The 17,938-nt window shown below is 56.5% G+C and carries 31 protein-coding genes; all 31 read left to right on the top strand.

Annotation, left to right across the window (positions count from 1 at the left end; translation table 11 throughout):
* Positions 1 to 186 precede the first annotated feature (186 nt).
* The 31 genes from ACXAG8_RS15490 to rpsK all read left to right on the top strand — a co-directional run bounded on the left by ACXAG8_RS15490 (position 187) and on the right by rpsK (position 17,936).
* The gene (locus ACXAG8_RS15490; RefSeq protein WP_475228233.1) at positions 187 to 768 is read left to right on the top strand and encodes a hypothetical protein; all 582 of its coding nucleotides are present in this window, start codon (positions 187 to 189) and stop codon (positions 766 to 768) included.
* Between the two features lie 169 nt (positions 769 to 937).
* The gene (rpsJ, locus tag ACXAG8_RS15495) at positions 938 to 1,252 is read left to right on the top strand and encodes a 30S ribosomal protein S10 (RefSeq protein WP_008756422.1); all 315 of its coding nucleotides are present in this window, start codon (positions 938 to 940) and stop codon (positions 1,250 to 1,252) included.
* An 18-nt stretch (positions 1,253 to 1,270) separates the two neighbouring features.
* Positions 1,271 to 1,996, top strand: coding sequence for a 50S ribosomal protein L3 (rplC, locus tag ACXAG8_RS15500; protein WP_170574972.1), 726 nt, complete (start codon positions 1,271 to 1,273; stop codon positions 1,994 to 1,996).
* Positions 1,993 to 2,610 (top strand): 50S ribosomal protein L4, encoded by a 618-nt coding sequence (rplD, locus tag ACXAG8_RS15505; protein WP_010437039.1) that lies wholly within the window; start codon positions 1,993 to 1,995, stop codon positions 2,608 to 2,610. The genes rplC and rplD overlap by 4 nt, the downstream gene beginning before the upstream one ends.
* Positions 2,607 to 2,903: a 50S ribosomal protein L23 gene (locus tag ACXAG8_RS15510; RefSeq protein WP_008757532.1), complete on the top strand. Its 297-nt coding sequence runs from the start codon at positions 2,607 to 2,609 to the stop codon at positions 2,901 to 2,903. Before rplD ends, ACXAG8_RS15510 begins: the two co-directional genes overlap by 4 nt.
* A 136-nt stretch (positions 2,904 to 3,039) precedes the next feature.
* Positions 3,040 to 4,341 (top strand): hypothetical protein, encoded by a 1,302-nt coding sequence (locus ACXAG8_RS15515; protein ID WP_475228246.1) that lies wholly within the window; start codon positions 3,040 to 3,042, stop codon positions 4,339 to 4,341.
* Between the two features lie 217 nt (positions 4,342 to 4,558).
* Entirely contained in the window at positions 4,559 to 5,401 is an 843-nt protein-coding gene (gene rplB / locus ACXAG8_RS15520; protein ID WP_170531634.1) for a 50S ribosomal protein L2, read from the top strand.
* Between the two features lie 3 nt (positions 5,402 to 5,404).
* Positions 5,405 to 5,683 carry a 30S ribosomal protein S19 gene (gene rpsS, locus ACXAG8_RS15525; protein WP_005980699.1) on the top strand — a complete coding sequence of 93 codons (279 nt, stop codon included), beginning with the start codon at positions 5,405 to 5,407 and terminating at the stop codon, positions 5,681 to 5,683.
* 3 nt (positions 5,684 to 5,686) lie between these two features.
* Positions 5,687 to 6,067 carry a 50S ribosomal protein L22 gene (gene rplV / locus ACXAG8_RS15530; protein WP_039538267.1) on the top strand — a complete coding sequence of 127 codons (381 nt, stop codon included), beginning with the start codon at positions 5,687 to 5,689 and terminating at the stop codon, positions 6,065 to 6,067.
* On the top strand, positions 6,067 to 6,777 hold the full coding sequence (rpsC, locus tag ACXAG8_RS15535; protein ID WP_475228254.1) for a 30S ribosomal protein S3: 711 nt from the start codon (positions 6,067 to 6,069) through the stop codon (positions 6,775 to 6,777). The genes rplV and rpsC overlap by 1 nt, the downstream gene beginning before the upstream one ends.
* A gap of 12 nt (positions 6,778 to 6,789) precedes the next feature.
* Entirely contained in the window at positions 6,790 to 7,203 is a 414-nt protein-coding gene (gene rplP, locus ACXAG8_RS15540) for a 50S ribosomal protein L16 (protein ID WP_058283513.1), read from the top strand.
* A 223-nt stretch (positions 7,204 to 7,426) separates the two neighbouring features.
* Positions 7,427 to 8,047, top strand: coding sequence for a 2OG-Fe(II) oxygenase family protein (locus ACXAG8_RS15545; protein ID WP_475228260.1), 621 nt, complete (start codon positions 7,427 to 7,429; stop codon positions 8,045 to 8,047).
* Between the two features lie 198 nt (positions 8,048 to 8,245).
* The gene (locus ACXAG8_RS15550) at positions 8,246 to 8,596 is read left to right on the top strand and encodes a hypothetical protein (protein ID WP_475228266.1); all 351 of its coding nucleotides are present in this window, start codon (positions 8,246 to 8,248) and stop codon (positions 8,594 to 8,596) included.
* 181 nt (positions 8,597 to 8,777) lie between these two features.
* Complete coding sequence (gene rpmC, locus ACXAG8_RS15555) at positions 8,778 to 8,984, top strand: 50S ribosomal protein L29 (protein ID WP_475228271.1); 207 nt, start codon at positions 8,778 to 8,780, stop codon at positions 8,982 to 8,984.
* Between the two features lie 4 nt (positions 8,985 to 8,988).
* Complete coding sequence (gene rpsQ, locus ACXAG8_RS15560) at positions 8,989 to 9,219, top strand: 30S ribosomal protein S17 (protein ID WP_152459158.1); 231 nt, start codon at positions 8,989 to 8,991, stop codon at positions 9,217 to 9,219.
* Positions 9,220 to 9,295: 76 nt separating this feature from the next.
* Complete coding sequence (gene rplN, locus ACXAG8_RS15565) at positions 9,296 to 9,664, top strand: 50S ribosomal protein L14 (RefSeq protein ID WP_008757934.1); 369 nt, start codon at positions 9,296 to 9,298, stop codon at positions 9,662 to 9,664.
* 2 nt (positions 9,665 to 9,666) lie between these two features.
* Positions 9,667 to 9,978 (top strand): 50S ribosomal protein L24, encoded by a 312-nt coding sequence (gene rplX, locus ACXAG8_RS15570; protein ID WP_010437096.1) that lies wholly within the window; start codon positions 9,667 to 9,669, stop codon positions 9,976 to 9,978.
* A complete protein-coding gene (gene rplE, locus ACXAG8_RS15575) occupies positions 9,971 to 10,531 on the top strand; it encodes a 50S ribosomal protein L5 (protein ID WP_475228284.1) in 561 nt (186 codons plus the stop codon). The genes rplX and rplE overlap by 8 nt, the downstream gene beginning before the upstream one ends.
* 19 nt (positions 10,532 to 10,550) lie before the next feature.
* Positions 10,551 to 10,856 carry a 30S ribosomal protein S14 gene (rpsN, locus tag ACXAG8_RS15580; RefSeq protein WP_010437098.1) on the top strand — a complete coding sequence of 102 codons (306 nt, stop codon included), beginning with the start codon at positions 10,551 to 10,553 and terminating at the stop codon, positions 10,854 to 10,856.
* A 13-nt stretch (positions 10,857 to 10,869) separates the two neighbouring features.
* The gene (rpsH, locus tag ACXAG8_RS15585) at positions 10,870 to 11,262 is read left to right on the top strand and encodes a 30S ribosomal protein S8 (protein ID WP_010437099.1); all 393 of its coding nucleotides are present in this window, start codon (positions 10,870 to 10,872) and stop codon (positions 11,260 to 11,262) included.
* Positions 11,263 to 11,273: 11 nt separating this feature from the next.
* On the top strand, positions 11,274 to 11,807 hold the full coding sequence (rplF, locus tag ACXAG8_RS15590) for a 50S ribosomal protein L6 (RefSeq protein ID WP_475228290.1): 534 nt from the start codon (positions 11,274 to 11,276) through the stop codon (positions 11,805 to 11,807).
* Positions 11,808 to 11,818: 11 nt separating this feature from the next.
* A complete protein-coding gene (gene rplR, locus ACXAG8_RS15595) occupies positions 11,819 to 12,178 on the top strand; it encodes a 50S ribosomal protein L18 (protein ID WP_039523386.1) in 360 nt (119 codons plus the stop codon).
* A 116-nt stretch (positions 12,179 to 12,294) separates the two neighbouring features.
* Complete coding sequence (gene rpsE, locus ACXAG8_RS15600; protein WP_475228295.1) at positions 12,295 to 12,858, top strand: 30S ribosomal protein S5; 564 nt, start codon at positions 12,295 to 12,297, stop codon at positions 12,856 to 12,858.
* A gap of 13 nt (positions 12,859 to 12,871) precedes the next feature.
* A complete protein-coding gene (rpmD, locus tag ACXAG8_RS15605) occupies positions 12,872 to 13,060 on the top strand; it encodes a 50S ribosomal protein L30 (RefSeq protein WP_170402795.1) in 189 nt (62 codons plus the stop codon).
* A 234-nt stretch (positions 13,061 to 13,294) separates the two neighbouring features.
* Positions 13,295 to 13,675 (top strand): hypothetical protein, encoded by a 381-nt coding sequence (locus ACXAG8_RS15610; protein ID WP_475228306.1) that lies wholly within the window; start codon positions 13,295 to 13,297, stop codon positions 13,673 to 13,675.
* A gap of 336 nt (positions 13,676 to 14,011) precedes the next feature.
* Complete coding sequence (locus tag ACXAG8_RS15615) at positions 14,012 to 14,227, top strand: DUF1127 domain-containing protein (protein ID WP_475228311.1); 216 nt, start codon at positions 14,012 to 14,014, stop codon at positions 14,225 to 14,227.
* 215 nt (positions 14,228 to 14,442) lie between these two features.
* Positions 14,443 to 14,916 carry a 50S ribosomal protein L15 gene (rplO, locus tag ACXAG8_RS15620; protein ID WP_475228314.1) on the top strand — a complete coding sequence of 158 codons (474 nt, stop codon included), beginning with the start codon at positions 14,443 to 14,445 and terminating at the stop codon, positions 14,914 to 14,916.
* Positions 14,917 to 15,025: 109 nt separating this feature from the next.
* The gene (gene secY, locus ACXAG8_RS15625; protein ID WP_475228318.1) at positions 15,026 to 16,390 is read left to right on the top strand and encodes a preprotein translocase subunit SecY; all 1,365 of its coding nucleotides are present in this window, start codon (positions 15,026 to 15,028) and stop codon (positions 16,388 to 16,390) included.
* Positions 16,387 to 16,962, top strand: a complete 576-nt coding sequence (locus ACXAG8_RS15630) for an adenylate kinase (protein ID WP_475228324.1) — start codon at positions 16,387 to 16,389, stop codon at positions 16,960 to 16,962. The genes secY and ACXAG8_RS15630 overlap by 4 nt, the downstream gene beginning before the upstream one ends.
* A 200-nt stretch (positions 16,963 to 17,162) precedes the next feature.
* Positions 17,163 to 17,531 carry a 30S ribosomal protein S13 gene (gene rpsM, locus ACXAG8_RS15635; protein ID WP_170377641.1) on the top strand — a complete coding sequence of 123 codons (369 nt, stop codon included), beginning with the start codon at positions 17,163 to 17,165 and terminating at the stop codon, positions 17,529 to 17,531.
* 15 nt (positions 17,532 to 17,546) lie between these two features.
* Positions 17,547 to 17,936: a 30S ribosomal protein S11 gene (gene rpsK, locus ACXAG8_RS15640; protein ID WP_209194638.1), complete on the top strand. Its 390-nt coding sequence runs from the start codon at positions 17,547 to 17,549 to the stop codon at positions 17,934 to 17,936.
* Positions 17,937 to 17,938: the final 2 nt, after the last annotated feature.

The following is a 17,938-nucleotide window of genomic DNA, read 5'->3' on the forward strand; positions in this document are numbered from 1 at the left end:
CACCGTCGGCGCTGGTGTCGTTTCCAAAATTATCGAATAATTTTGGAAAGCGGTGGGCGGCAGTTGCTCTGAAAGAGCAATGAGAGCCCACTCGGTTGAACTAAAGAAGGCCGCTCCCACTGGGGGCGGCCTTTTTAATTTGAACACACAGATTAAATAAGTTTTATAGATATTCGAGCGAAATAGATGCTGACATTTACCTTTGATACAAACTGCTTAATCGACGTGGAATTGAGCCGAGACGGTAGCCGTTCGATATTGGCAATTGTTGCAGCTCATAAGGAACATCGTTGCGACGCCGCTTTTGTCGCCGTTAGTGCCTCGGAGAAACAGGATGGCGACTACTTTTTGAATTCGTATCGAGACTTTGAGGATAGACTGGGCAAACTGAATTTTGGTGACATGCCGCATATCTTGGGCATGGCCTACTGTGATATCAGCTATATTGACCACGCTCTGATTGCAGGTGGGGATATGATAGAAAGAGAGCGCCAGTTTCATGAGGCTCTGTTTTCAAACATCAATTTCAAATCATCAGACTACATTGAGCGAATGTCCCCAAGTTCCGATGATGAACTAGACAAATATAGAAAGAAATGGCGCAACGCTTGGTGTGATAGGCAAATGATCTGGGCGCATGAACACCACAAGCGGGATGTATTCGTTACAAGCGACAAGAACTTTAAGAAGAAACTCTCTGAAAAGCCCGGATTTGAACACTTGAAGATTTGCTCGCCGGGTGAGGCCGCTGCTTTGCTCCGATTATAGGATGCGCGTGCTAATTCCCCCTTGCCAAACCCCGCCAACCCAACTAATACGCGCGAGTTCTCAACAAGAACGTCAAGGCGGGGTGATTCCCGCCTTTTGGGTTCGAAGAGGGTTGGCGATGCGCGTCTGTCCTCCTCTCAACCTCAACGCCTGATAAAAGGCTGTATCTATGCAAAGCCAAAATATCCGTATTCGGCTGAAGGCATTTGACTATCGCGTTCTGGATGCCAGCACGCAAGAGATCGTCAACACTGCCAAGCGGACCGGCGCGAACGTGCGCGGCCCGATCCCGCTGCCGAACAAGATTGAGAAGTTCACGGTTCTCCGTGGCCCTCACGTTGACAAGAAATCCCGCGACCAGTTCGAGATCCGTACGCACAAGCGTCTGCTCGACATCGTTGATCCGACCCCCCAGACCGTTGACGCGCTGATGAAGCTCGACCTCGCTGCTGGTGTGGACGTCGAGATCAAGCTGCAGTCGTAAGATCGGAGGGTATAGATTATGCGCTCTGGTATTATCGCAAAAAAAGTCGGCATGACCCGCCTGTTCATGGAAGACGGCAAGCAGATCCCTGTGACCGTTCTTCACCTGGACAACCTGCAGGTTGTTGCACAGCGTACCGCTGACAAAGACGGCTATACCGCCGTTCAGCTGGGCGCCGGTGCTGCCAAGGCAAAACGCACCTCGAAGGCCATGCGCGGTCACTATGCCGCTGCCAAGGTCGAGCCCAAGCGTAAGCTGGCCGAGTTCCGCGTCTCCGAAGATGGCCTGATCGAAGTGGGCGCCGAGATTTCGGCAGAACACTTCCTGGAAGGTCAGAAAGTTGACGTTTCGGGTACCTCGATCGGTAAAGGCTTTGCCGGTGCGATGAAGCGGCACAACTTCGGTGGTCTGCGCGCCTCGCACGGTGTTTCGATCAGCCACCGTTCGCACGGTTCGACAGGTCAGTGTCAGGACCCGGGCAAGGTGTTCAAAGGCAAGAAGATGGCCGGTCACATGGGTGCTGCCCGTGTCACCACCCAGAACCTGGAAGTTGTCAAAACCGACGCCGACCGGAACCTGGTCTTCATCAAAGGCGCCGTTCCCGGACCGAAATCGGGCTGGGTCACCGTCAAGGACGCCGTCAAGAAGAAAGCACCGGAAGGCCTGCCTTTCCCGGCTGCTGTGAAATCGGCTGCAACCGAAGCACCTGCGGAAGAAGCGCCCGCGGAAGGTGGTGAAGCATGAAACTTGATGTAATCAAACTGGACGGCGGCAAAGCCGGCAACATCGAGCTGGATGCGGACCTGTTCGGCCTCGAGCCGCGCGCGGACATCCTGCACCGTGTGGTCCGTTGGCAGCGCAACAACGCGCAGGCCGGCACCCACAAGGTCAAGACCCGCTCGGAAACCAGCTACTCGACCAAGAAGATCTATCGCCAGAAGGGCACCGGTGGCGCACGCCATGGTGACCGTAACGCGCCGATCTTCCGTGGTGGTGGTATCTACAAAGGCCCCGTTGTTCGTTCGCACGGCCACGACCTGCCGAAAAAGTTCCGCAAGCTTGGCCTGCGCCACGCTCTGTCGGCCAAAGCCAAGGCAGGTGAACTGGTTGTGATCGAGAACGCCGAAGCCGAAGGCAAGACCGCTGCTCTGGCCAAACAGGTTGCAAACCTGGGCTGGAAACGCGCTCTGGTCATCGACGGCGCGACCGTGAACGAAGGGTTCCTGAAAGCGTCCAAGAACATCGAAGGTCTGGATATCCTGCCGTCGATGGGCGCAAACGTCTATGACATCCTCAAGCGTGACACCCTGGTGCTCACCAAAGCGGCTGTCGAAGCACTGGAGGCTCGTCTGAAATGAGCGCGAAGGCAGAACACTACGACGTGATCCGCAAGCCGATCATTACTGAGAAGTCGACCATGGCGTCCGAAAACGGCGCGGTTGTCTTTGAAGTGGCGATCGACAGCAACAAGCCGCAGATCAAAGAGGCCGTTGAGGCGCTGTTTGGTGTGAAGGTCAAGGCGGTGAACACCACCGTGACCAAAGGCAAGGTCAAGCGATTCCGCGGCCAGTTGGGCCGTCGGAAAGACGTCAAGAAAGCATATGTGACCCTGGAAGAGGGTAACACCATCGACGTGTCCACCGGTCTCTGATCGAACCCGTCTTTGGAGCGAAATAAAGGCCCCCGCCGATAGGCGGGGGTTTTTTTGTGGGTTTTGCGTATGCCTCTGGCAATTGATGTTTTTGCATGCATAAGGTGTGCGGGCAGTGCATTGGAGGTGCTAATAGTTGTCGCGTTGGTCTAACGAATTTGAGAAACACCCACTACACGAAACACTGCGGCAATCTGCAGAATTTTTAGATGCTGCAGTGGAGAACAACGAACCGGAATTTCAGGTGGAACGGCACCGACTTACGAAGGTTCTAGGTAACTTACAGACTATTGTTACAGGCTTGGATGATGAGTTTTTTCCAAAGGCTTTATTAGATCAGATCAACCAACACTTGCGACATGGGCAATTTTTTCAACAGCTTCAAGCTTATTCGAGTTCACCTCAGATAACGCACCTGCAAACCGCCAACAATCACATAACACAATACGCTCCGCAGATCTATCAATTGGCGGCGATGTCCCGACTCCCCGAGCCTCAGAAGGTCATTGAGCAAGCAGAAAAAGCCTACAGATCATTTTCCGCATCGATGGAAGGCTTCATCAAACAGACAGAGGGAAAACTTGAAGAAACTGCTGAGGCCCACTCCAAACTAGAAAGTAAGGCGAACGACTTAGGGGACCAGCTAGATCATCTTTCGGCAGACGCTGAAACGAAGCTTTCAGAGTGGCAGTCTGACTTCACGGAAAAGCAAACAGCTCGCGCTGAAGAACATTCCGAAGCTCAAATAGAACGGGATACGAAGTTTGAAGAGCTGTTGTCCGAATGGAGAAAGTCGGCAGATACTCAGCATATAGAGTTAGGGAAGACACAAGCCGAAAAACTCGCGGCGCTTCTGGAGCGTTTTGCGAAGCGAGGCGAAACGGTTATGGCGGATGTGAAAGAGAAGCATCGGGCTGTGTTGGAAATACACGAATTGGTTGGCCGGGATAGTGTCGCCGGAGGGTACCAAAAGAGCGCTGGTGAAGAAAAGCAAGAGGCTGACCTTTGGCGATGGATATCCATGGGATCACTGGTCGCAGCTATCATATGGTTGGGTTTCAAGTATTGGATCGGGTTTGAGCCAACTGACTCTGGCGCTATAAATTGGGCCAACATCGTCACGGCATCATCGCTTACAGCAATTCTTTTGGTGACAGCCGGATACGCGTCGCGGCAATCAAAAATGCACCGAGACAACGAGAGGCAGATGCGATCCTTCGCTCTTGAGACCAAAGCCCTCGATCCCTTCATTGCCAACTTGGAGGAAAAGGATCAGAAGGAGATTAAAGCTGAGTTGATCAAACGTATGTTCGGTCAGCAACATAGCCACACCATGGGTGGATCAAACAAAATGGATGATGGGACTGTAAACACAGTGGCGGAGCGAATAGCTGACAAAGCTTCTACACTGATCATGAAGGCGGGCGACAAGTCTTAGCTCATATTCTATAAGGGCGACCATACAAATCACTACCACCCTATAGACACCCACCCCCAACCCTGTTACACGCTCCCAATCTTGCGGCCTCGGATTCGTTCCGGGGCCTCTGATATTTGTAACCGGGGACCTTCGGGGCCCTATACCCTTGGCACCTACGGGGGCCTATCACATAGCGGGGAAATCCCTCGCACTTGCTAAACGGAAGACAGAAAGCATGGCACTCAAGTCGTACAAGCCGACGACGCCGGGCCAGCGCGGGCTGGTGCTGATCGACCGTTCGGAGCTTTGGAAAGGACGTCCGGTCAAATCTCTCACTGAGGGTTTGACCAAATCGGGCGGCCGGAACAACACCGGACGGATCACTTCACGCCGCCGCGGCGGTGGCGCAAAGCGTCTCTACCGGATCGTTGACTTCAAACGGAACAAATTTGATGTCGCGGCAACCGTCGAGCGGATCGAATATGACCCGAACCGGACCGCATTCATCGCACTGGTAAAATACGAAGACGGCGAGCAGGCCTATATCCTGGCTCCGCAGCGTCTGGCTGTTGGTGACAAGGTCATCGCGTCGGCAAAAGCTGACATCAAGCCGGGCAACGCTATGCCGTTCTCGGGCATGCCCATCGGTACCATCGTCCACAACATCGAGATGAAGCCTGGCAAAGGCGGTCAGATCGCACGTGCGGCCGGTACTTACGCTCAGTTCGTTGGTCGCGATGGCGGCTACGCTCAGATCCGTCTGAGCTCGGGCGAGCTGCGCATGGTCCGTCAGGAATGCATGGCCACCATCGGTGCCGTGTCCAACCCCGACAACAGCAACCAAAACCTCGGTAAAGCCGGTCGTATGCGCCACAAGGGCGTTCGTCCGTCGGTTCGTGGTGTTGCAATGAACCCGATCGATCACCCGCATGGTGGTGGTGAAGGTCGTACCTCGGGTGGCCGTACACCGGTTACACCGTGGGGTAAGGACACCAAGGGTAAGCGTACCCGCAACAAGAACAAAGCGTCCCAGAAGCTGATTATCCGCTCGCGGCACGCCAAGAAGAAGGGACGTTAATCTATGTCTCGCTCTGTTTGGAAGGGTCCTTTCGTCGATGCTTACGTGCTGAAAAAAGCCGAAGCAGCGCGCGAGTCGGGCCGCAACGAAGTCATCAAAATCTGGTCGCGTCGTTCCACCATTCTGCCCCAGTTCGTGGGTCTGACCTTTGGTGTGTACAACGGCCAGAAGCATATCCCCGTCAACGTCTCGGAAGACATGATCGGTCAGAAGTTCGGTGAATACTCGCCGACCCGGACCTATTATGGCCACGCCGCAGACAAAAAAGCGAAGCGGAAGTAAGTCATGGGCAAGGAAAAGAACCCCCGCCGCGTGGCTGAAAACGAAGCAATGGCGAAAACCCGCATGCTTCGCACCAGCCCGCAGAAACTGAACCTGGTTGCGCAGATGATCCGCGGCAAGAAAGTCGAGAAGGCCCTGACCGACCTGACTTTCTCGAACAAGCGTGTCGCGCAGGACGTCAAAAAGTGCCTGCAGTCCGCAATCGCGAATGCCGAAAACAACCACAACCTGGACGTTGACGAGCTGATCGTCGCCGAAGCATGGGTTGGCAAGAACCTGGTCATGAAGCGCGGTCGTCCGCGTGCCCGTGGCCGTTTCGGCAAGATCATGAAGCCGTTCTCGGAGATCACCATCAAGGTGCGTCAAGTTGAGGAGCAAGCCTAATGGGTCATAAAGTAAATCCGATCGGCATGCGCCTGCAGGTCAACCGCACCTGGGACAGCCGCTGGTACGCCGACACCAAGGACTACGGTGATCTTCTGCTCGAAGACATCAAGATCCGTGAGTTCATCAACAAAGAGTGCAAGCAGGCCGGCGTGGCCCGTGTGATCATCGAACGTCCGCACAAAAAGTGCCGCGTTACGATCCACACCGCGCGTCCCGGTGTCATCATCGGCAAGAAAGGTGCAGACATCGAAGTTCTGCGCAAAAAGCTTGCCAGCATGACCGACAGCGAACTGCACCTGAACATCGTCGAAGTGCGCAAGCCCGAGCTTGACGCACAGCTGGTTGCCGAGTCCATCGCTCAGCAGCTGGAACGTCGTGTTTCGTTCCGTCGCGCAATGAAGCGCTCGGTTCAGAACGCCATGCGCATGGGCGCCCTGGGTATCCGGGTGAACGTCGCTGGTCGTCTGGGCGGCGCCGAAATCGCACGGACCGAGTGGTACCGCGAAGGCCGCGTGCCTCTGCATACCCTGCGTGCCGACATCGATTACGCACATGCCGAAGCGATGACCCCCTACGGGATCATCGGGATCAAGGTCTGGATCTTCAAAGGTGAGATCATGGAGCACGATCCGCAGGCACGTGACCGTAAAGCACAGGAACTCCAGGACGGCCCTGCACCTCGTGGTGCTGGTGGCGGTCGTCGCTAAGGAGGGAAAGATATGCTTCAACCAAAGCGTACTAAATTCCGCAAGATGCACAAAGGCCGGATCAAGGGTCTCGCCAAAGGCGGCTCTGATCTGAACTTTGGCACCTACGGCCTGAAAGCTCTTGAGCCTGAGCGTGTAACTGCACGCCAGATCGAAGCTGCACGTCGCGCCATGACGCGTCACATGAAGCGTCAGGGCCGTGTCTGGATCCGCATCTTCCCCGACACTCCGGTCACGGCAAAGCCGATCGAAGTTCGTATGGGTAAAGGTAAGGGTTCGGTCGACCGCTGGGCTTGCAAGGTCAAGCCTGGCCGCGTGATGTTCGAGATCGACGGCGTCAATGACGACATCGCCCGCGAGGCCCTGCGCCTGGCCGCGATGAAACTGCCGATCAAGACCCGCGTCGTGGTCCGCGAAGACTGGTAAGCGATTGGGGCCGCGGCCCCGTTCGTGACAAGACTGACCCCGTCGGGAAACCGGCGGGGTTTCTCAATTGAATGGGGGCTCTGCCCCCGCCGCGGCAAGCCGCGCCTCCCCGGGATATTTAGAGCCAGATGAAGCTGGGGATCCGTTCTTCATCTGGCCAAAAATATCCCGGAGCGCGAGGCAGAGCCTCGCAATTGGAAACCGCCTGGATTAAGACCGGCGCATGGCACAGATTGAATCACTCTTCGTTACACGTCTTTATCGCGCAGCTTTGTCTGAGTTCGATCCTAAGATCGATGCAGGAGAGCTTGAAAGCTCCTGCCTTGTCGTCGCCGAGGATGATGAGGCCGGGCAGGACTGGTGTGCGGATAACGGCTATCCCGGCTATACCAGCTATGCCTCGCTGACCGATCTGCCGTGGCGCTTTCCGATCTTCGCTGATCTGGTCGCCGCGCTGGACCAGCACGTCGCGGCCTTTGCCAAGGATCTGGAGTTTGATCTGGGTGAGGGCGAGTTGAAGCTGGAAGACCTCTGGATCAACATCCTGCCTGAGGGCGGCATGCATTCCAGCCACCTGCACCCGCACAGCGTGATTTCGGGCACGACCTATGTGGCAATGCCCGATGGGGCGAGTGCGCTGAAACTGGAAGACCCGCGCTCGGGCCGCATGATGGCGGCACCTACTCGGATCAAAGGTGGACGGCGGGATTTGCAGCCGTTCATCTATGTGAAGCCGCAATTGGGCGATGTGCTGCTGTGGGAAAGCTGGCTGCGCCACGAGGTGCCGATGAACATGGCCGAGGATGAGCGGATTTCGGTGAGTTTTAACTATAAGTGGGAGTGAGCCCCGGTCCGCACAGCGGCAATCGCTCCGGTGGAGCGATTGAGGGGCGAACGGGCGGAGCCCAATTGCCACCCCTTAAGCCATGATTTCCTATTGCTATTCTCCTCCAAGTTGATTTGAATTCCGGCGAGCCGGCATGACTGTTTTTCGAAATGGGCAGAGATCGGCGCAGCGCTAGCAACATTAGACAAGAAGAAAATGAAAAAGAACATCCTGGCCGCTATCAGCATGCTGGTCGCCACATCGCCAGCCTTTGCTGAACTCGGCCAAGCCCGAGAAGTTTCATGCCTGATAAACGAGGATGGAGAGACCAAGGTCGACGGCCCTTGCGAGTTTGACCCAACAGATGGTTTTGGATCGTTTGATTTCAAAACATACAACGGAAAGTTCTGGGGCAGTTTCTATTCCGCCGGGGATGGAATTGGTGAAGTTGTCTGGAATGGCGAGCCTTATGCCTCTCATGCTGATAATATTCAGCGCGACTTGTTGCGTGAAGAAGCCTGTTGGGTAAACGACTACGCGACATTTTGTTTCTGGGATGATCGCTGAACTCAGGTACTGGATCAGTCCGCCAAACTTCCTCTTGCCACCCACACCCCAAACCCCTATAGAGCGGCATCTTGCGATCTCCCGGCGTTGTCGGGCGATTCGTATGTCTATCATTCATCCACCAGGTCAAAGGTGACCCGTATACGGGGCCTTCTGGTGTTTTGAGCAAAGGAAAAAGGCGATGAGCGCCCAAGAACTGCGTGACAAGACCCCGGACCAGCTCCGCGAGGAACTGGCCAACCTGAAGAAAGAAAGCTTTAACCTGCGCTTTCAACAGGCGACCGGTCAGCTGGAAAACACTGCTGGCATCAAAGCGGCCCGCCGCAACGCTGCCCGCGTCAAAACCATTCTGAACGAAAAGGCCGCTGCCGCGGCATCCGAGGAGTAATCAGATGCCCAAGCGTATCCTGTCCGGCGTGGTAACCAGCGACGCCAACGAGCAAACCGTGACTGTTTCGGTCGAACGCCGTTTCAAGCACCCGCTGCTGCACAAAACCGTTCGTAAGTCCAAGAAATACCGGGCTCATGACGAAAAGAACGCCTTCAAGGTCGGCGACACCGTACGCATCATCGAATGCGCGCCGAAATCGAAGACGAAACGTTGGGAAGTTCTGGAAGCGTAAGCTTTCGGGATTTTTCCATTTGTCGAAACCCTGGGGGAACTAACGAGACCAGCCCCCACAGGTCGGGAGAAACCACATGATCCAGATGCAGACCAATCTGGATGTCGCTGACAACTCCGGCGCACGCCGAGTTCAGTGCATCAAGGTCCTGGGTGGTTCCAAGCGTAAATACGCCTCCGTTGGCGACATCATTGTCGTCTCGGTGAAGGAAGCCATCCCGCGCGGCCGCGTAAAGAAAGGTGACGTCCGTAAGGCCGTCGTCGTGCGCACCGCCAAGGAAGTCCGTCGCGAAGACGGCACCGCGATCCGTTTCGATCGCAACGCCGCCGTCATCCTGAACAACAACAATGAGCCCGTAGGTACCCGTATCTTTGGCCCCGTTGTTCGCGAACTGCGCGGCAAGAACTTCATGAAAATCATCTCGCTGGCTCCGGAGGTGCTGTAATCATGGCTGCTAAACTCCGCAAAGGCGACAAGGTCGTCGTACTGGCCGGCAAGGACAAGGGCAAAGAGGGAACCATTACCTCGGTTGACCCCAAAGCCGGTAAAGCTGTTGTCGATGGCATCAACATCGCCATCCGCCACACCCGTCAGTCGCAAACCTCGCAAGGGGGTCGCCTGCCTCAGGCAAACCCGATCGAGCTGTCGAACCTGGCACTGCTGGACAAGAACGGCAAAGCAACCCGCGTTGGCTTCCGCATGGAAGGCGACAAGAAGGTGCGTTTCGCCAAGACCACAGGGGACGTGATCGATGCTTGATACCGCAACCTACACCCCGCGTCTGAAAGCTCAGTACGCCGAAACCATCCGTGCCGCTCTGAAAGAAGAGTTCGGCTACAAGAACGACATGCAGCTGCCCAAGCTGGACAAGATCGTTCTGAACATCGGGTGTGGTGCCGAGGCCGTCAAAGACTCGAAGAAAGCGAAAGCTGCCGTCGAAGATCTGACTGCGATTGCTGGCCAACAGGCCGTTGCAACCAAGGCGAAGAAGTCGATCGCGGGTTTCCGCGTCCGTGAAGATATGCCGCTGGGTGCCAAAGTGACCCTGCGCGGTGACCGGATGTACGAATTCCTGGATCGCCTGATCACCATCGCGCTGCCGCGCGTTCGTGACTTCCGCGGTGTTAAGCCGTCTTTCGATGGCCAGGGCAACTTTGCCATGGGCATGAAAGAGCACATCGTGTTCCCGGAAATCGACTTCGACAAGGTCGACGAGGTCTGGGGCCTGGATATCGTAATTGCCACCACAGCGAAAACCGACGCTGAAGCAAAGGCACTGTTGAAAGCTTTCAACATGCCGTTCAACGCGTAAGCGCCGGGAGGATTGAGACATGGCTAAAAAAGCAATGATCGAACGCGAGAAGAAGCGCGAACGCCTGGTGGCCAAATATGCCGCAAAGCGTGCCGAGCTGAAAGAAATCGCGAATGACGAGAGCAAGCCGATGGAAGAGCGTTTCAAAGCGCGTCTGAAACTGGCGAAACTGCCGCGCAACAGCTCGGCTACCCGTCTGCACAACCGTTGTCAGCTGACCGGTCGTCCCCACGCTTACTACCGTAAGCTGAAGGTCAGCCGTATCGCGCTGCGCGAGCTGGGTTCTGCTGGTCAGATCCCCGGCATGGTGAAATCGAGCTGGTAAGGGAGACATAGATATGAATGATCCTATCGGCGATATGCTCACCCGTATCCGCAACGCGCAAATGCGCGGCAAGTCCACCGTTTCCACCCCCGCATCTAAGCTGCGCGGTTGGGTTCTGGACGTGCTGGCGGACGAAGGTTACATCCGTGGCTACGAGGCGACGACCGGTGAAAACGGTCACCCCGCCATTGAAATCAGCCTGAAATACTACGAAGGCACCCCTGTCATTCGCGAACTGAAGCGGGTTTCCAAGCCCGGTCGCCGCGTTTACATGGGCGTCAATGACATCCCGCAGGTCCGTCAGGGTCTGGGCGTGTCGATTGTCAGCACTCCGAAAGGTGTGATGTCGGACGCAAACGCTCGCTCCAACAATGTTGGCGGCGAAGTGCTCTGCACCGTCTTCTAAGGAGGTCTGCAATGTCTCGTATTGGTAAAAAACCGGTCGAGCTGCCCAGCGGCGTTTCCGCCTCTGTGTCGGGTCAGACCATCGAAGTCAAAGGTCCGAAAGGCACCCGCAGCTTCACCGCAACTGACGATGTCACCCTGTCGGTCGAAGACAACGTGGTCAAAATTGATCCGCGTGGTTCGTCCAAGCGTGCCCGCCAGCAGTGGGGCATGAGCCGCACCATGGTTGCCAACCTGGTAACCGGTGTGACCGAAGGCTTCAAAAAAGAGCTGGAGATCCAGGGTGTTGGTTACCGGGCTCAGATGCAGGGCAACACCCTGAAGCTGAACCTGGGCTACAGCCACGATGTTGATTTCACTGCCCCGGAAGGTGTCACCATCACCGCACCGAAGCAGACCGAGATCGTTGTGGAAGGTATCGACCAGCAGCAGGTGGGCGAAGTCGCGGCGAAAATCCGCGAATGGCGCCGTCCCGAGCCGTATAAAGGCAAGGGCATCCGCTATAAGGGCGAGTTCATCTTCCGCAAGGAAGGCAAGAAGAAGTAAGGACGCAGACAATGGCAAACAGCAAAAGAACCCTGTTTCTGAAGCGCCGCCTGCGCGTTCGGAACAAACTTCGCAAAGTCAACGCCGGCCGTGTACGCCTGTCGGTTCACCGTTCGAACAAGAACATCAGCGTTCAGCTGATCGACGACGTTCGTGGCGTGACCCTGGCCTCGGCCTCGACCCTGGAAAAAGACCTGGGTGTTGTTGGCAAGAACAACGTCGAAGCGGCCACCAAAGTGGGCGCGGCCATCGCCGAGCGTGCCAAGAAGGCAGGCGTCGAAGAGGCCTATTTCGATCGTGGTGGCTTCCTGTTCCACGGCAAGGTGAAGGCAGTTGCCGACGCCGCGCGTGAAGGTGGTCTGAAGATCTAAGACTTGCGGGCAGCTTTGCGGCTGCCCCGATGATCCGGGGGCCCTGGCAGCAGTCGGGGCTCACTTGGATTGAAGCAAACGGCGCGACAAGCGCCACATGAGAAAAGGGATGCCAAATGGCAGAACGTGAAAACCGTCGGGGCCGTGGCCGCGACCGTGACGAAGCACCGGAATTTGCAGATCGCCTGGTTGCGATCAACCGTGTGTCGAAAACCGTAAAAGGTGGTAAGCGCTTTGGCTTCGCCGCTCTGGTGGTTGTCGGCGATCAGAAAGGCCGTGTCGGCTTTGGCAAGGGTAAAGCGAAAGAAGTACCCGAGGCGATCCGCAAGGCAACTGAACAAGCCAAGCGTCAGATGATCCGCGTGCAACTGCGTGAAGGCCGCACCCTGCACCACGATATCGAAGGCCGTCACGGCGCCGGTAAAGTGGTCATGCGCACCGCGCCTGAAGGTACCGGTATCATCGCCGGTGGTCCGATGCGTGCCGTGTTCGAAATGCTGGGCGTCAAGGACGTTGTGTCCAAGTCGCTGGGCTCGCAGAACCCGTACAACATGATCCGCGCCACCATCAACGGCCTGACCAAAGAGCAGAGCCCGCGTTCGGTTGCACAGCGTCGTGGCAAAAAAGTTGCCGACATCCTGCCCAAGCGGGACGAAGCACCGGCCGAAGCCGAAGCGTAAGGAGTAGCGAGCAATGGCAAAAACCATCGTCGTAAAACAGATCGGCTCGCCGATCCGTCGTCCCGCCGAACAGCGCGCAACCCTGATCGGACTGGGCCTGAACAAGATGAACAAAACCCGCGAGCTTGAGGATACCCCCTCGGTCCGCGGCATGGTCAACAAGATCCCGCATCTGGTTGAGATCATCGAAGAACGCGGCTAAGCGCACTTCCAATGAACTAGAAAACGTCTCCGATTCTCGGGGGCGTTTTTTGTATTATAGGTCTGCTTTGAGCCCCTAGCCGCCATTGGAATTCAGCCTGAGGTAGTGGACCGAACTGGTTTTAAAGATGGGTCAAGAACGATGTGGAGTACCTCTTGGGATGCCCGTGCGGCAGCAGGAAGTTCAGTGTTCCCTTATATTGAACCCTGCGCACTCTTGTGCGACCTTATGAATATGAGACTGTTTAAGTTATTGATTTTTCCGGCATGTACGCTTTCGCGTTGGTGCCTTAGAATTAGCGACTTTGCGCCCTTGGCCGCAGTTCTTTTTTCCGTCTTGGGGTTTGTGTTCATTACGAGTGCAATTCGGATTTTGGCGATTCCGCTTGAGGTTGAGTCCGGTCAAAACTGGTATCTCAAAGCTGGGTTGGTCGTTTTTGCATACCTTTTTCTCGTCGTTTGGATGATTAACGCAATTTATAGCTTTGTCAGCGTATTAGTTCTTCTTCTCGGGCTCTTTGGTCAAGGGGCAAGAGATTCATCAGGAAACAAGTCTTCTGTTGTCGATCTATTCAGAAAGTGGAATCAGCGGAACTCTTTCCGAGGGGAAACTTAAGTGCAGCTCGTTAGAGCCAGACTGCATACGTAAGCGATAGTGAGAGGTGCTCGTCATTGACCTGCACCAAATGAGCGCCGAGATGAGGGGTTTGTTGAAATGGCCCTTGGTTTAATCGCCGCGATATTCCGCAATGCCCGCTTTGTCCCGCATTGTGGACATTCATTACATTCGTAGTAGCGCGCCCACTTCCGTACTACCATTCCCGCAATGCATACCGGCTAGACCAAAACGCGCGTTGTTAGCGGTATCGACTATGCCTATCTGAGCCTTGTCCACAAAGGAACAAATGGAAACAACCGGGGAATACGCCTCGGCACAGAAAGGAATAAAGATATGGCACATACAGCTACACTGACACATAGCGGCTTCAACCTGAGCAACCGGTTCTGGGCGTTTGTCGAAACCGTCAAGACGGCCCGCGCGCAAGCGGCCGAATTCCACCGGACCTATTCCGAGCTGCAACACCTGAGCGACCGCGAACTCAACGACATCGGCGTGCGTCGCTGCGATATCGCCGACATCGCTCATAAACACGCATATTGCGCGTAAAGCCCCACCGCTCACACGGGAAAAGAGGTGCCAGAACGGCGCCTCTTTTTCTTTTTGGGGCTGATGATGGGGGCGGGGTACGACAACAAACCTTGCAACCAAGGCCACAAAGCTGTATCGCGCTCCGGTGGCCGCGCGCCACGAGAATCAAAATCAAGAAACGCCGCGTTTGACCCATCACGCTTCGGGGTCATTTCCGGCAAAGGAGAAGCGACATGAAACTGCACGAATTGCGCGACAATCCTGGCGCCACACCGAAACGCACCCGCGTTGGCCGTGGTCCCGGTTCCGGCAAAGGTAAAATGGGTGGCCGTGGTATCAAAGGCCAGAAATCCCGTTCGGGTGTGGCCATCAACGGCTATGAAGGCGGCCAGATGCCGCTGTACCAACGCCTGCCCAAGCGCGGCTTTAACAAGCCGAACCGCAAGGAATTCGCCGTTGTCAACCTGGGCCTGATCCAGAAATTCGTCGAGGCCGGCAAGCTGGACGCCAAAGCCGCGATCACCGAAGACGCACTGGTTGCATCCGGTCTGGTTCGCCGCAAGCTGGACGGTATCCGCGTTCTGGCCAAAGGCGAGATCAGCACCAAGGTGAACCTGGAAGTCACAGGTGCTTCGAAAGCTGCCGTCGAGGCAGTTGAAAAAGCGGGCGGTTCACTGACGGTCACAAAAGCTGCTGCGGCAGAGTAAGCGCTTGTGAGCGGGCCAAGACCCGCTTACATAGACCCCAGAGTTTTCCAAGACGCCGCCCGAGCCGGAAAACGGTTCCGGGCGGTGTTTTCATAAGAGAGACCGATTTATGGTATCAGCAGCAGAACAAATGGCAGCCAACACAAGCTGGGCTGCCCTTGGCAAGGCCACCGATCTGCGCAACCGCATCCTGTTTACGCTGGGTTTGCTGATCGTCTATCGCCTGGGCACCTTCATTCCGGTGCCGGGGATCGACGGGCAGGCCCTGCGCGAGTTCATGGAGCAGGCGGGGCAGGGCATCGGCGGCATGGTTTCGATGTTCACCGGCGGGGCGCTGGGGCGGATGGGTATCTTTGCCCTTGGCATCATGCCCTATATCTCGGCCTCGATCATCGTACAGCTGCTGACCTCGATGGTTCCCGCGCTCGAACAGCTCAAGAAAGAGGGCGAGCAGGGCCGCAAGAAGATCAACCAGTACACCCGTTTCGGCACCGTGGCGCTGGCCACCGTTCAGGCCTATGGCCTGGCCGTTTCGCTGGAATCGGGCGATCTGGCCACCGATCCGGGGCTGTATTTCCGCATGTCGACCATGATTACGCTGGTCGGCGGCACCATGTTCCTGATGTGGCTGGGTGAACAGATCACCGCACGCGGCATCGGCAACGGTATTTCGCTGATCATCTTCGTCGGTATCATCGCCGAGGTTCCGGCCGCGCTGGCGCAGTTCTTCGCCTCTGGCCGCTCGGGCGCGATCAGCCCGGCCGTGATCGTCGGCGTGATCGTGATGGTCGTCGCCGTGATCACCTTTGTGGTGTTCATGGAACGGGCGCTGCGCAAGATCCACATCCAGTACCCGCGCCGCAATGTCGGCATGAAGGTCTATGAAGGCGGGTCCAGCCACCTGCCGGTCAAGGTCAACCCCGCCGGCGTGATCCCCGCGATCTTTGCCAGCTCGCTGCTGCTGCTGCCGGTGACGATCTCGACCTTCTCGTCGGGGGCCACCAATGGCCCGATCATGTCGTGGCTGCTGGCCAATTTCGGCCCCGGTCAGCCGCTTTACCTGCTGTTCTTCGCCTCGATGATCGTGTTCTTTGCTTATTTCTATACGTTCAACGTGTCGTTCAAGCCGGATGATGTGGCGGACAACCTGAAAAAGCAGAACGGCTTTGTGCCCGGCATCCGCCCCGGCAAGAAAACCGCCGAGTATCTGGAATACGTGGTCAATCGCGTTCTGGTCCTGGGGTCGGGCTATCTCGCGCTGGTTTGTCTGCTGCCCGAGATTCTGCGCAACCAGTTTGCCATCCCGTTCTATTTCGGCGGCACCTCGGTTCTGATTATCGTGTCGGTGACAATGGATACGATCCAACAGGTTCAAAGCCACCTGCTGGCGCATCAATACGAAGGTCTTATCGAAAAGTCGCAACTGCGCGGCAAGGGTAAGAAACGCGGCAAAAAAGGGACGTCCCGTCGATGAACATTATTCTTCTGGGCCCCCCGGGGGCGGGCAAGGGCACGCAAGCGCAGCATCTGGTTGAAACCCGTGGGATGGTGCAGCTCAGCACCGGCGACATGCTGCGCGAGGCCAAGACCAGCGGAACGGAAATGGGCCAGAAGGTCGCGGCCATCATGGACGCGGGCAAACTGGTCACCGACGAGATCGTCATCGGCCTGATCGAAGAGAAGCTGATGACCGAAAAGGGCGCAGGCTTCATCTTTGACGGCTTCCCGCGCACGCTGGCGCAGGCAGATGCGCTTGCGGCATTGCTGGGCAAGCTGGGCCAGTCGCTGCACACCGTGATCGAAATGCGCGTCGACGACGAGACGCTTGTCAAACGCATCGTGGGCCGCGCCGAAGAAGCGCGCGCCGCAGGCAAGCCCGTTCGTGCCGATGACAACGAAGAAAGCGTCCGTATCCGGTTGATGGAGTATTATAAGAAGACCGCGCCGCTGATCGGATATTACTATGCCAAAGGTGATCTGCGCCCGGTCAACGGCCTAGCCAGCATCGACGAGGTCCGTGCCTCGATCGAGGCCGTTCTGGGGTGACATTGATACGGGCTTGACGCCAGCGGCAAAAGCCCATATCGACCCCCATCCCCAAGGGGAATCAAGACTGCATGCGGGATTCGTCCCAACTGCCCCGACCACCTCGAATAATGCTGAACCCTCTGGCCACACTGCCACGGTAAAGCGTTGTGAAAAAAGGTTCTGGAGTTACGGAACCGCAACGAAAAGGAAAGTGACACGTGGCACGTATTGCCGGCGTAAACATCCCGACTGCAAAGCGGGTACCAATCGCCCTTACTTATATCACCGGAATCGGCAACACCTCGGCCAAAGCGATCTGCGAAGCCGTGGGCATTGAAGCGACCCGTCGCGTCAACGAACTGTCGGATGCCGAAGTTCTGAAAATCCGCGAATTCATCGACGAAAACTTCACCGTCGAAGGTGACCTGCGTCGTGAAGTTCAGATGAACGTCAAGCGCCTGATGGATCTGGGTTGCTATCGCGGTCTGCGTCACCGCCGCAACCTGCCGGTTCGCGGTCAGCGCACCCACACCAACGCTCGTACCCGCAAAGGCCCCGCAAAGGCCATTGCCGGTAAGAAGAAATAAGGGAGGGTCTGACTGATGGCACGTGACAAGACTCGCGTTAAGCGCAAAGAGCGCAAGAACATCGCATCGGGCGTTGCCCATGTGAACTCGACCTTCAACAACACCAAGATCCTGATCTCGGACGTACAGGGCAACGCCATCTCGTGGTCGTCTGCCGGTACCATGGGCTTCAAGGGTTCGCGGAAATCGACACCCTACGCCGCTCAGATGGCTGCAGAAGATGCAGGCAAAAAGGCGCAGGAACACGGCGTCAAAACGCTCGAAGTCGAAGTTCAAGGCCCCGGTTCGGGCCGTGAATCGGCGCTGCGTGCGCTGGCTGCTGCGGGTTTCAACATCACGTCGATCCGCGACGTGACGCCGATCGCCCACAACGGCTGCCGCCCGCCGAAGCGTCGCCGCGTCTAAGC

The sequence above is a fragment of the Ruegeria sp. ABD4_443 genome, from assembly GCF_056160865.1.

What these genes read in the sequence shown, in the direction of transcription:
- secY (WP_475228318.1), top strand. Translation starts at nt 15,026, where the DNA reads ATGGTATCAGCAGCAGAACAAATGGCAGCCAACACAAGCTGGGCTGCC.
- rplC (WP_170574972.1), top strand. Translation starts at nt 1,271, where the DNA reads ATGCGCTCTGGTATTATCGCAAAAAAAGTCGGCATGACCCGCCTGTTC.
- ACXAG8_RS15615 (WP_475228311.1), top strand. Translation starts at nt 14,012, where the DNA reads ATGGCACATACAGCTACACTGACACATAGCGGCTTCAACCTGAGCAAC.
- rplR (WP_039523386.1), top strand. Translation starts at nt 11,819, where the DNA reads ATGGCAAACAGCAAAAGAACCCTGTTTCTGAAGCGCCGCCTGCGCGTT.
- ACXAG8_RS15550 (WP_475228266.1), top strand. Translation starts at nt 8,246, where the DNA reads ATGAAAAAGAACATCCTGGCCGCTATCAGCATGCTGGTCGCCACATCG.
- rplB (WP_170531634.1), top strand. Translation starts at nt 4,559, where the DNA reads ATGGCACTCAAGTCGTACAAGCCGACGACGCCGGGCCAGCGCGGGCTG.
- rpsH (WP_010437099.1), top strand. Translation starts at nt 10,870, where the DNA reads ATGAATGATCCTATCGGCGATATGCTCACCCGTATCCGCAACGCGCAA.
- rplF (WP_475228290.1), top strand. Translation starts at nt 11,274, where the DNA reads ATGTCTCGTATTGGTAAAAAACCGGTCGAGCTGCCCAGCGGCGTTTCC.
- rplV (WP_039538267.1), top strand. Translation starts at nt 5,687, where the DNA reads ATGGGCAAGGAAAAGAACCCCCGCCGCGTGGCTGAAAACGAAGCAATG.
- rplX (WP_010437096.1), top strand. Translation starts at nt 9,667, where the DNA reads ATGGCTGCTAAACTCCGCAAAGGCGACAAGGTCGTCGTACTGGCCGGC.
- ACXAG8_RS15490 (WP_475228233.1), top strand. Translation starts at nt 187, where the DNA reads ATGCTGACATTTACCTTTGATACAAACTGCTTAATCGACGTGGAATTG.
- rpsE (WP_475228295.1), top strand. Translation starts at nt 12,295, where the DNA reads ATGGCAGAACGTGAAAACCGTCGGGGCCGTGGCCGCGACCGTGACGAA.
- rpsN (WP_010437098.1), top strand. Translation starts at nt 10,551, where the DNA reads ATGGCTAAAAAAGCAATGATCGAACGCGAGAAGAAGCGCGAACGCCTG.
- rpmC (WP_475228271.1), top strand. Translation starts at nt 8,778, where the DNA reads ATGAGCGCCCAAGAACTGCGTGACAAGACCCCGGACCAGCTCCGCGAG.
- rplD (WP_010437039.1), top strand. Translation starts at nt 1,993, where the DNA reads ATGAAACTTGATGTAATCAAACTGGACGGCGGCAAAGCCGGCAACATC.
- rpsK (WP_209194638.1), top strand. Translation starts at nt 17,547, where the DNA reads ATGGCACGTGACAAGACTCGCGTTAAGCGCAAAGAGCGCAAGAACATC.
- ACXAG8_RS15545 (WP_475228260.1), top strand. Translation starts at nt 7,427, where the DNA reads ATGGCACAGATTGAATCACTCTTCGTTACACGTCTTTATCGCGCAGCT.
- rplP (WP_058283513.1), top strand. Translation starts at nt 6,790, where the DNA reads ATGCTTCAACCAAAGCGTACTAAATTCCGCAAGATGCACAAAGGCCGG.
- ACXAG8_RS15510 (WP_008757532.1), top strand. Translation starts at nt 2,607, where the DNA reads ATGAGCGCGAAGGCAGAACACTACGACGTGATCCGCAAGCCGATCATT.
- rpsS (WP_005980699.1), top strand. Translation starts at nt 5,405, where the DNA reads ATGTCTCGCTCTGTTTGGAAGGGTCCTTTCGTCGATGCTTACGTGCTG.
- rplO (WP_475228314.1), top strand. Translation starts at nt 14,443, where the DNA reads ATGAAACTGCACGAATTGCGCGACAATCCTGGCGCCACACCGAAACGC.
- ACXAG8_RS15610 (WP_475228306.1), top strand. Translation starts at nt 13,295, where the DNA reads ATGAGACTGTTTAAGTTATTGATTTTTCCGGCATGTACGCTTTCGCGT.
- rpmD (WP_170402795.1), top strand. Translation starts at nt 12,872, where the DNA reads ATGGCAAAAACCATCGTCGTAAAACAGATCGGCTCGCCGATCCGTCGT.
- rpsQ (WP_152459158.1), top strand. Translation starts at nt 8,989, where the DNA reads ATGCCCAAGCGTATCCTGTCCGGCGTGGTAACCAGCGACGCCAACGAG.
- rpsJ (WP_008756422.1), top strand. Translation starts at nt 938, where the DNA reads ATGCAAAGCCAAAATATCCGTATTCGGCTGAAGGCATTTGACTATCGC.
- rpsC (WP_475228254.1), top strand. Translation starts at nt 6,067, where the DNA reads ATGGGTCATAAAGTAAATCCGATCGGCATGCGCCTGCAGGTCAACCGC.
- rplN (WP_008757934.1), top strand. Translation starts at nt 9,296, where the DNA reads ATGATCCAGATGCAGACCAATCTGGATGTCGCTGACAACTCCGGCGCA.
- ACXAG8_RS15630 (WP_475228324.1), top strand. Translation starts at nt 16,387, where the DNA reads ATGAACATTATTCTTCTGGGCCCCCCGGGGGCGGGCAAGGGCACGCAA.
- rplE (WP_475228284.1), top strand. Translation starts at nt 9,971, where the DNA reads ATGCTTGATACCGCAACCTACACCCCGCGTCTGAAAGCTCAGTACGCC.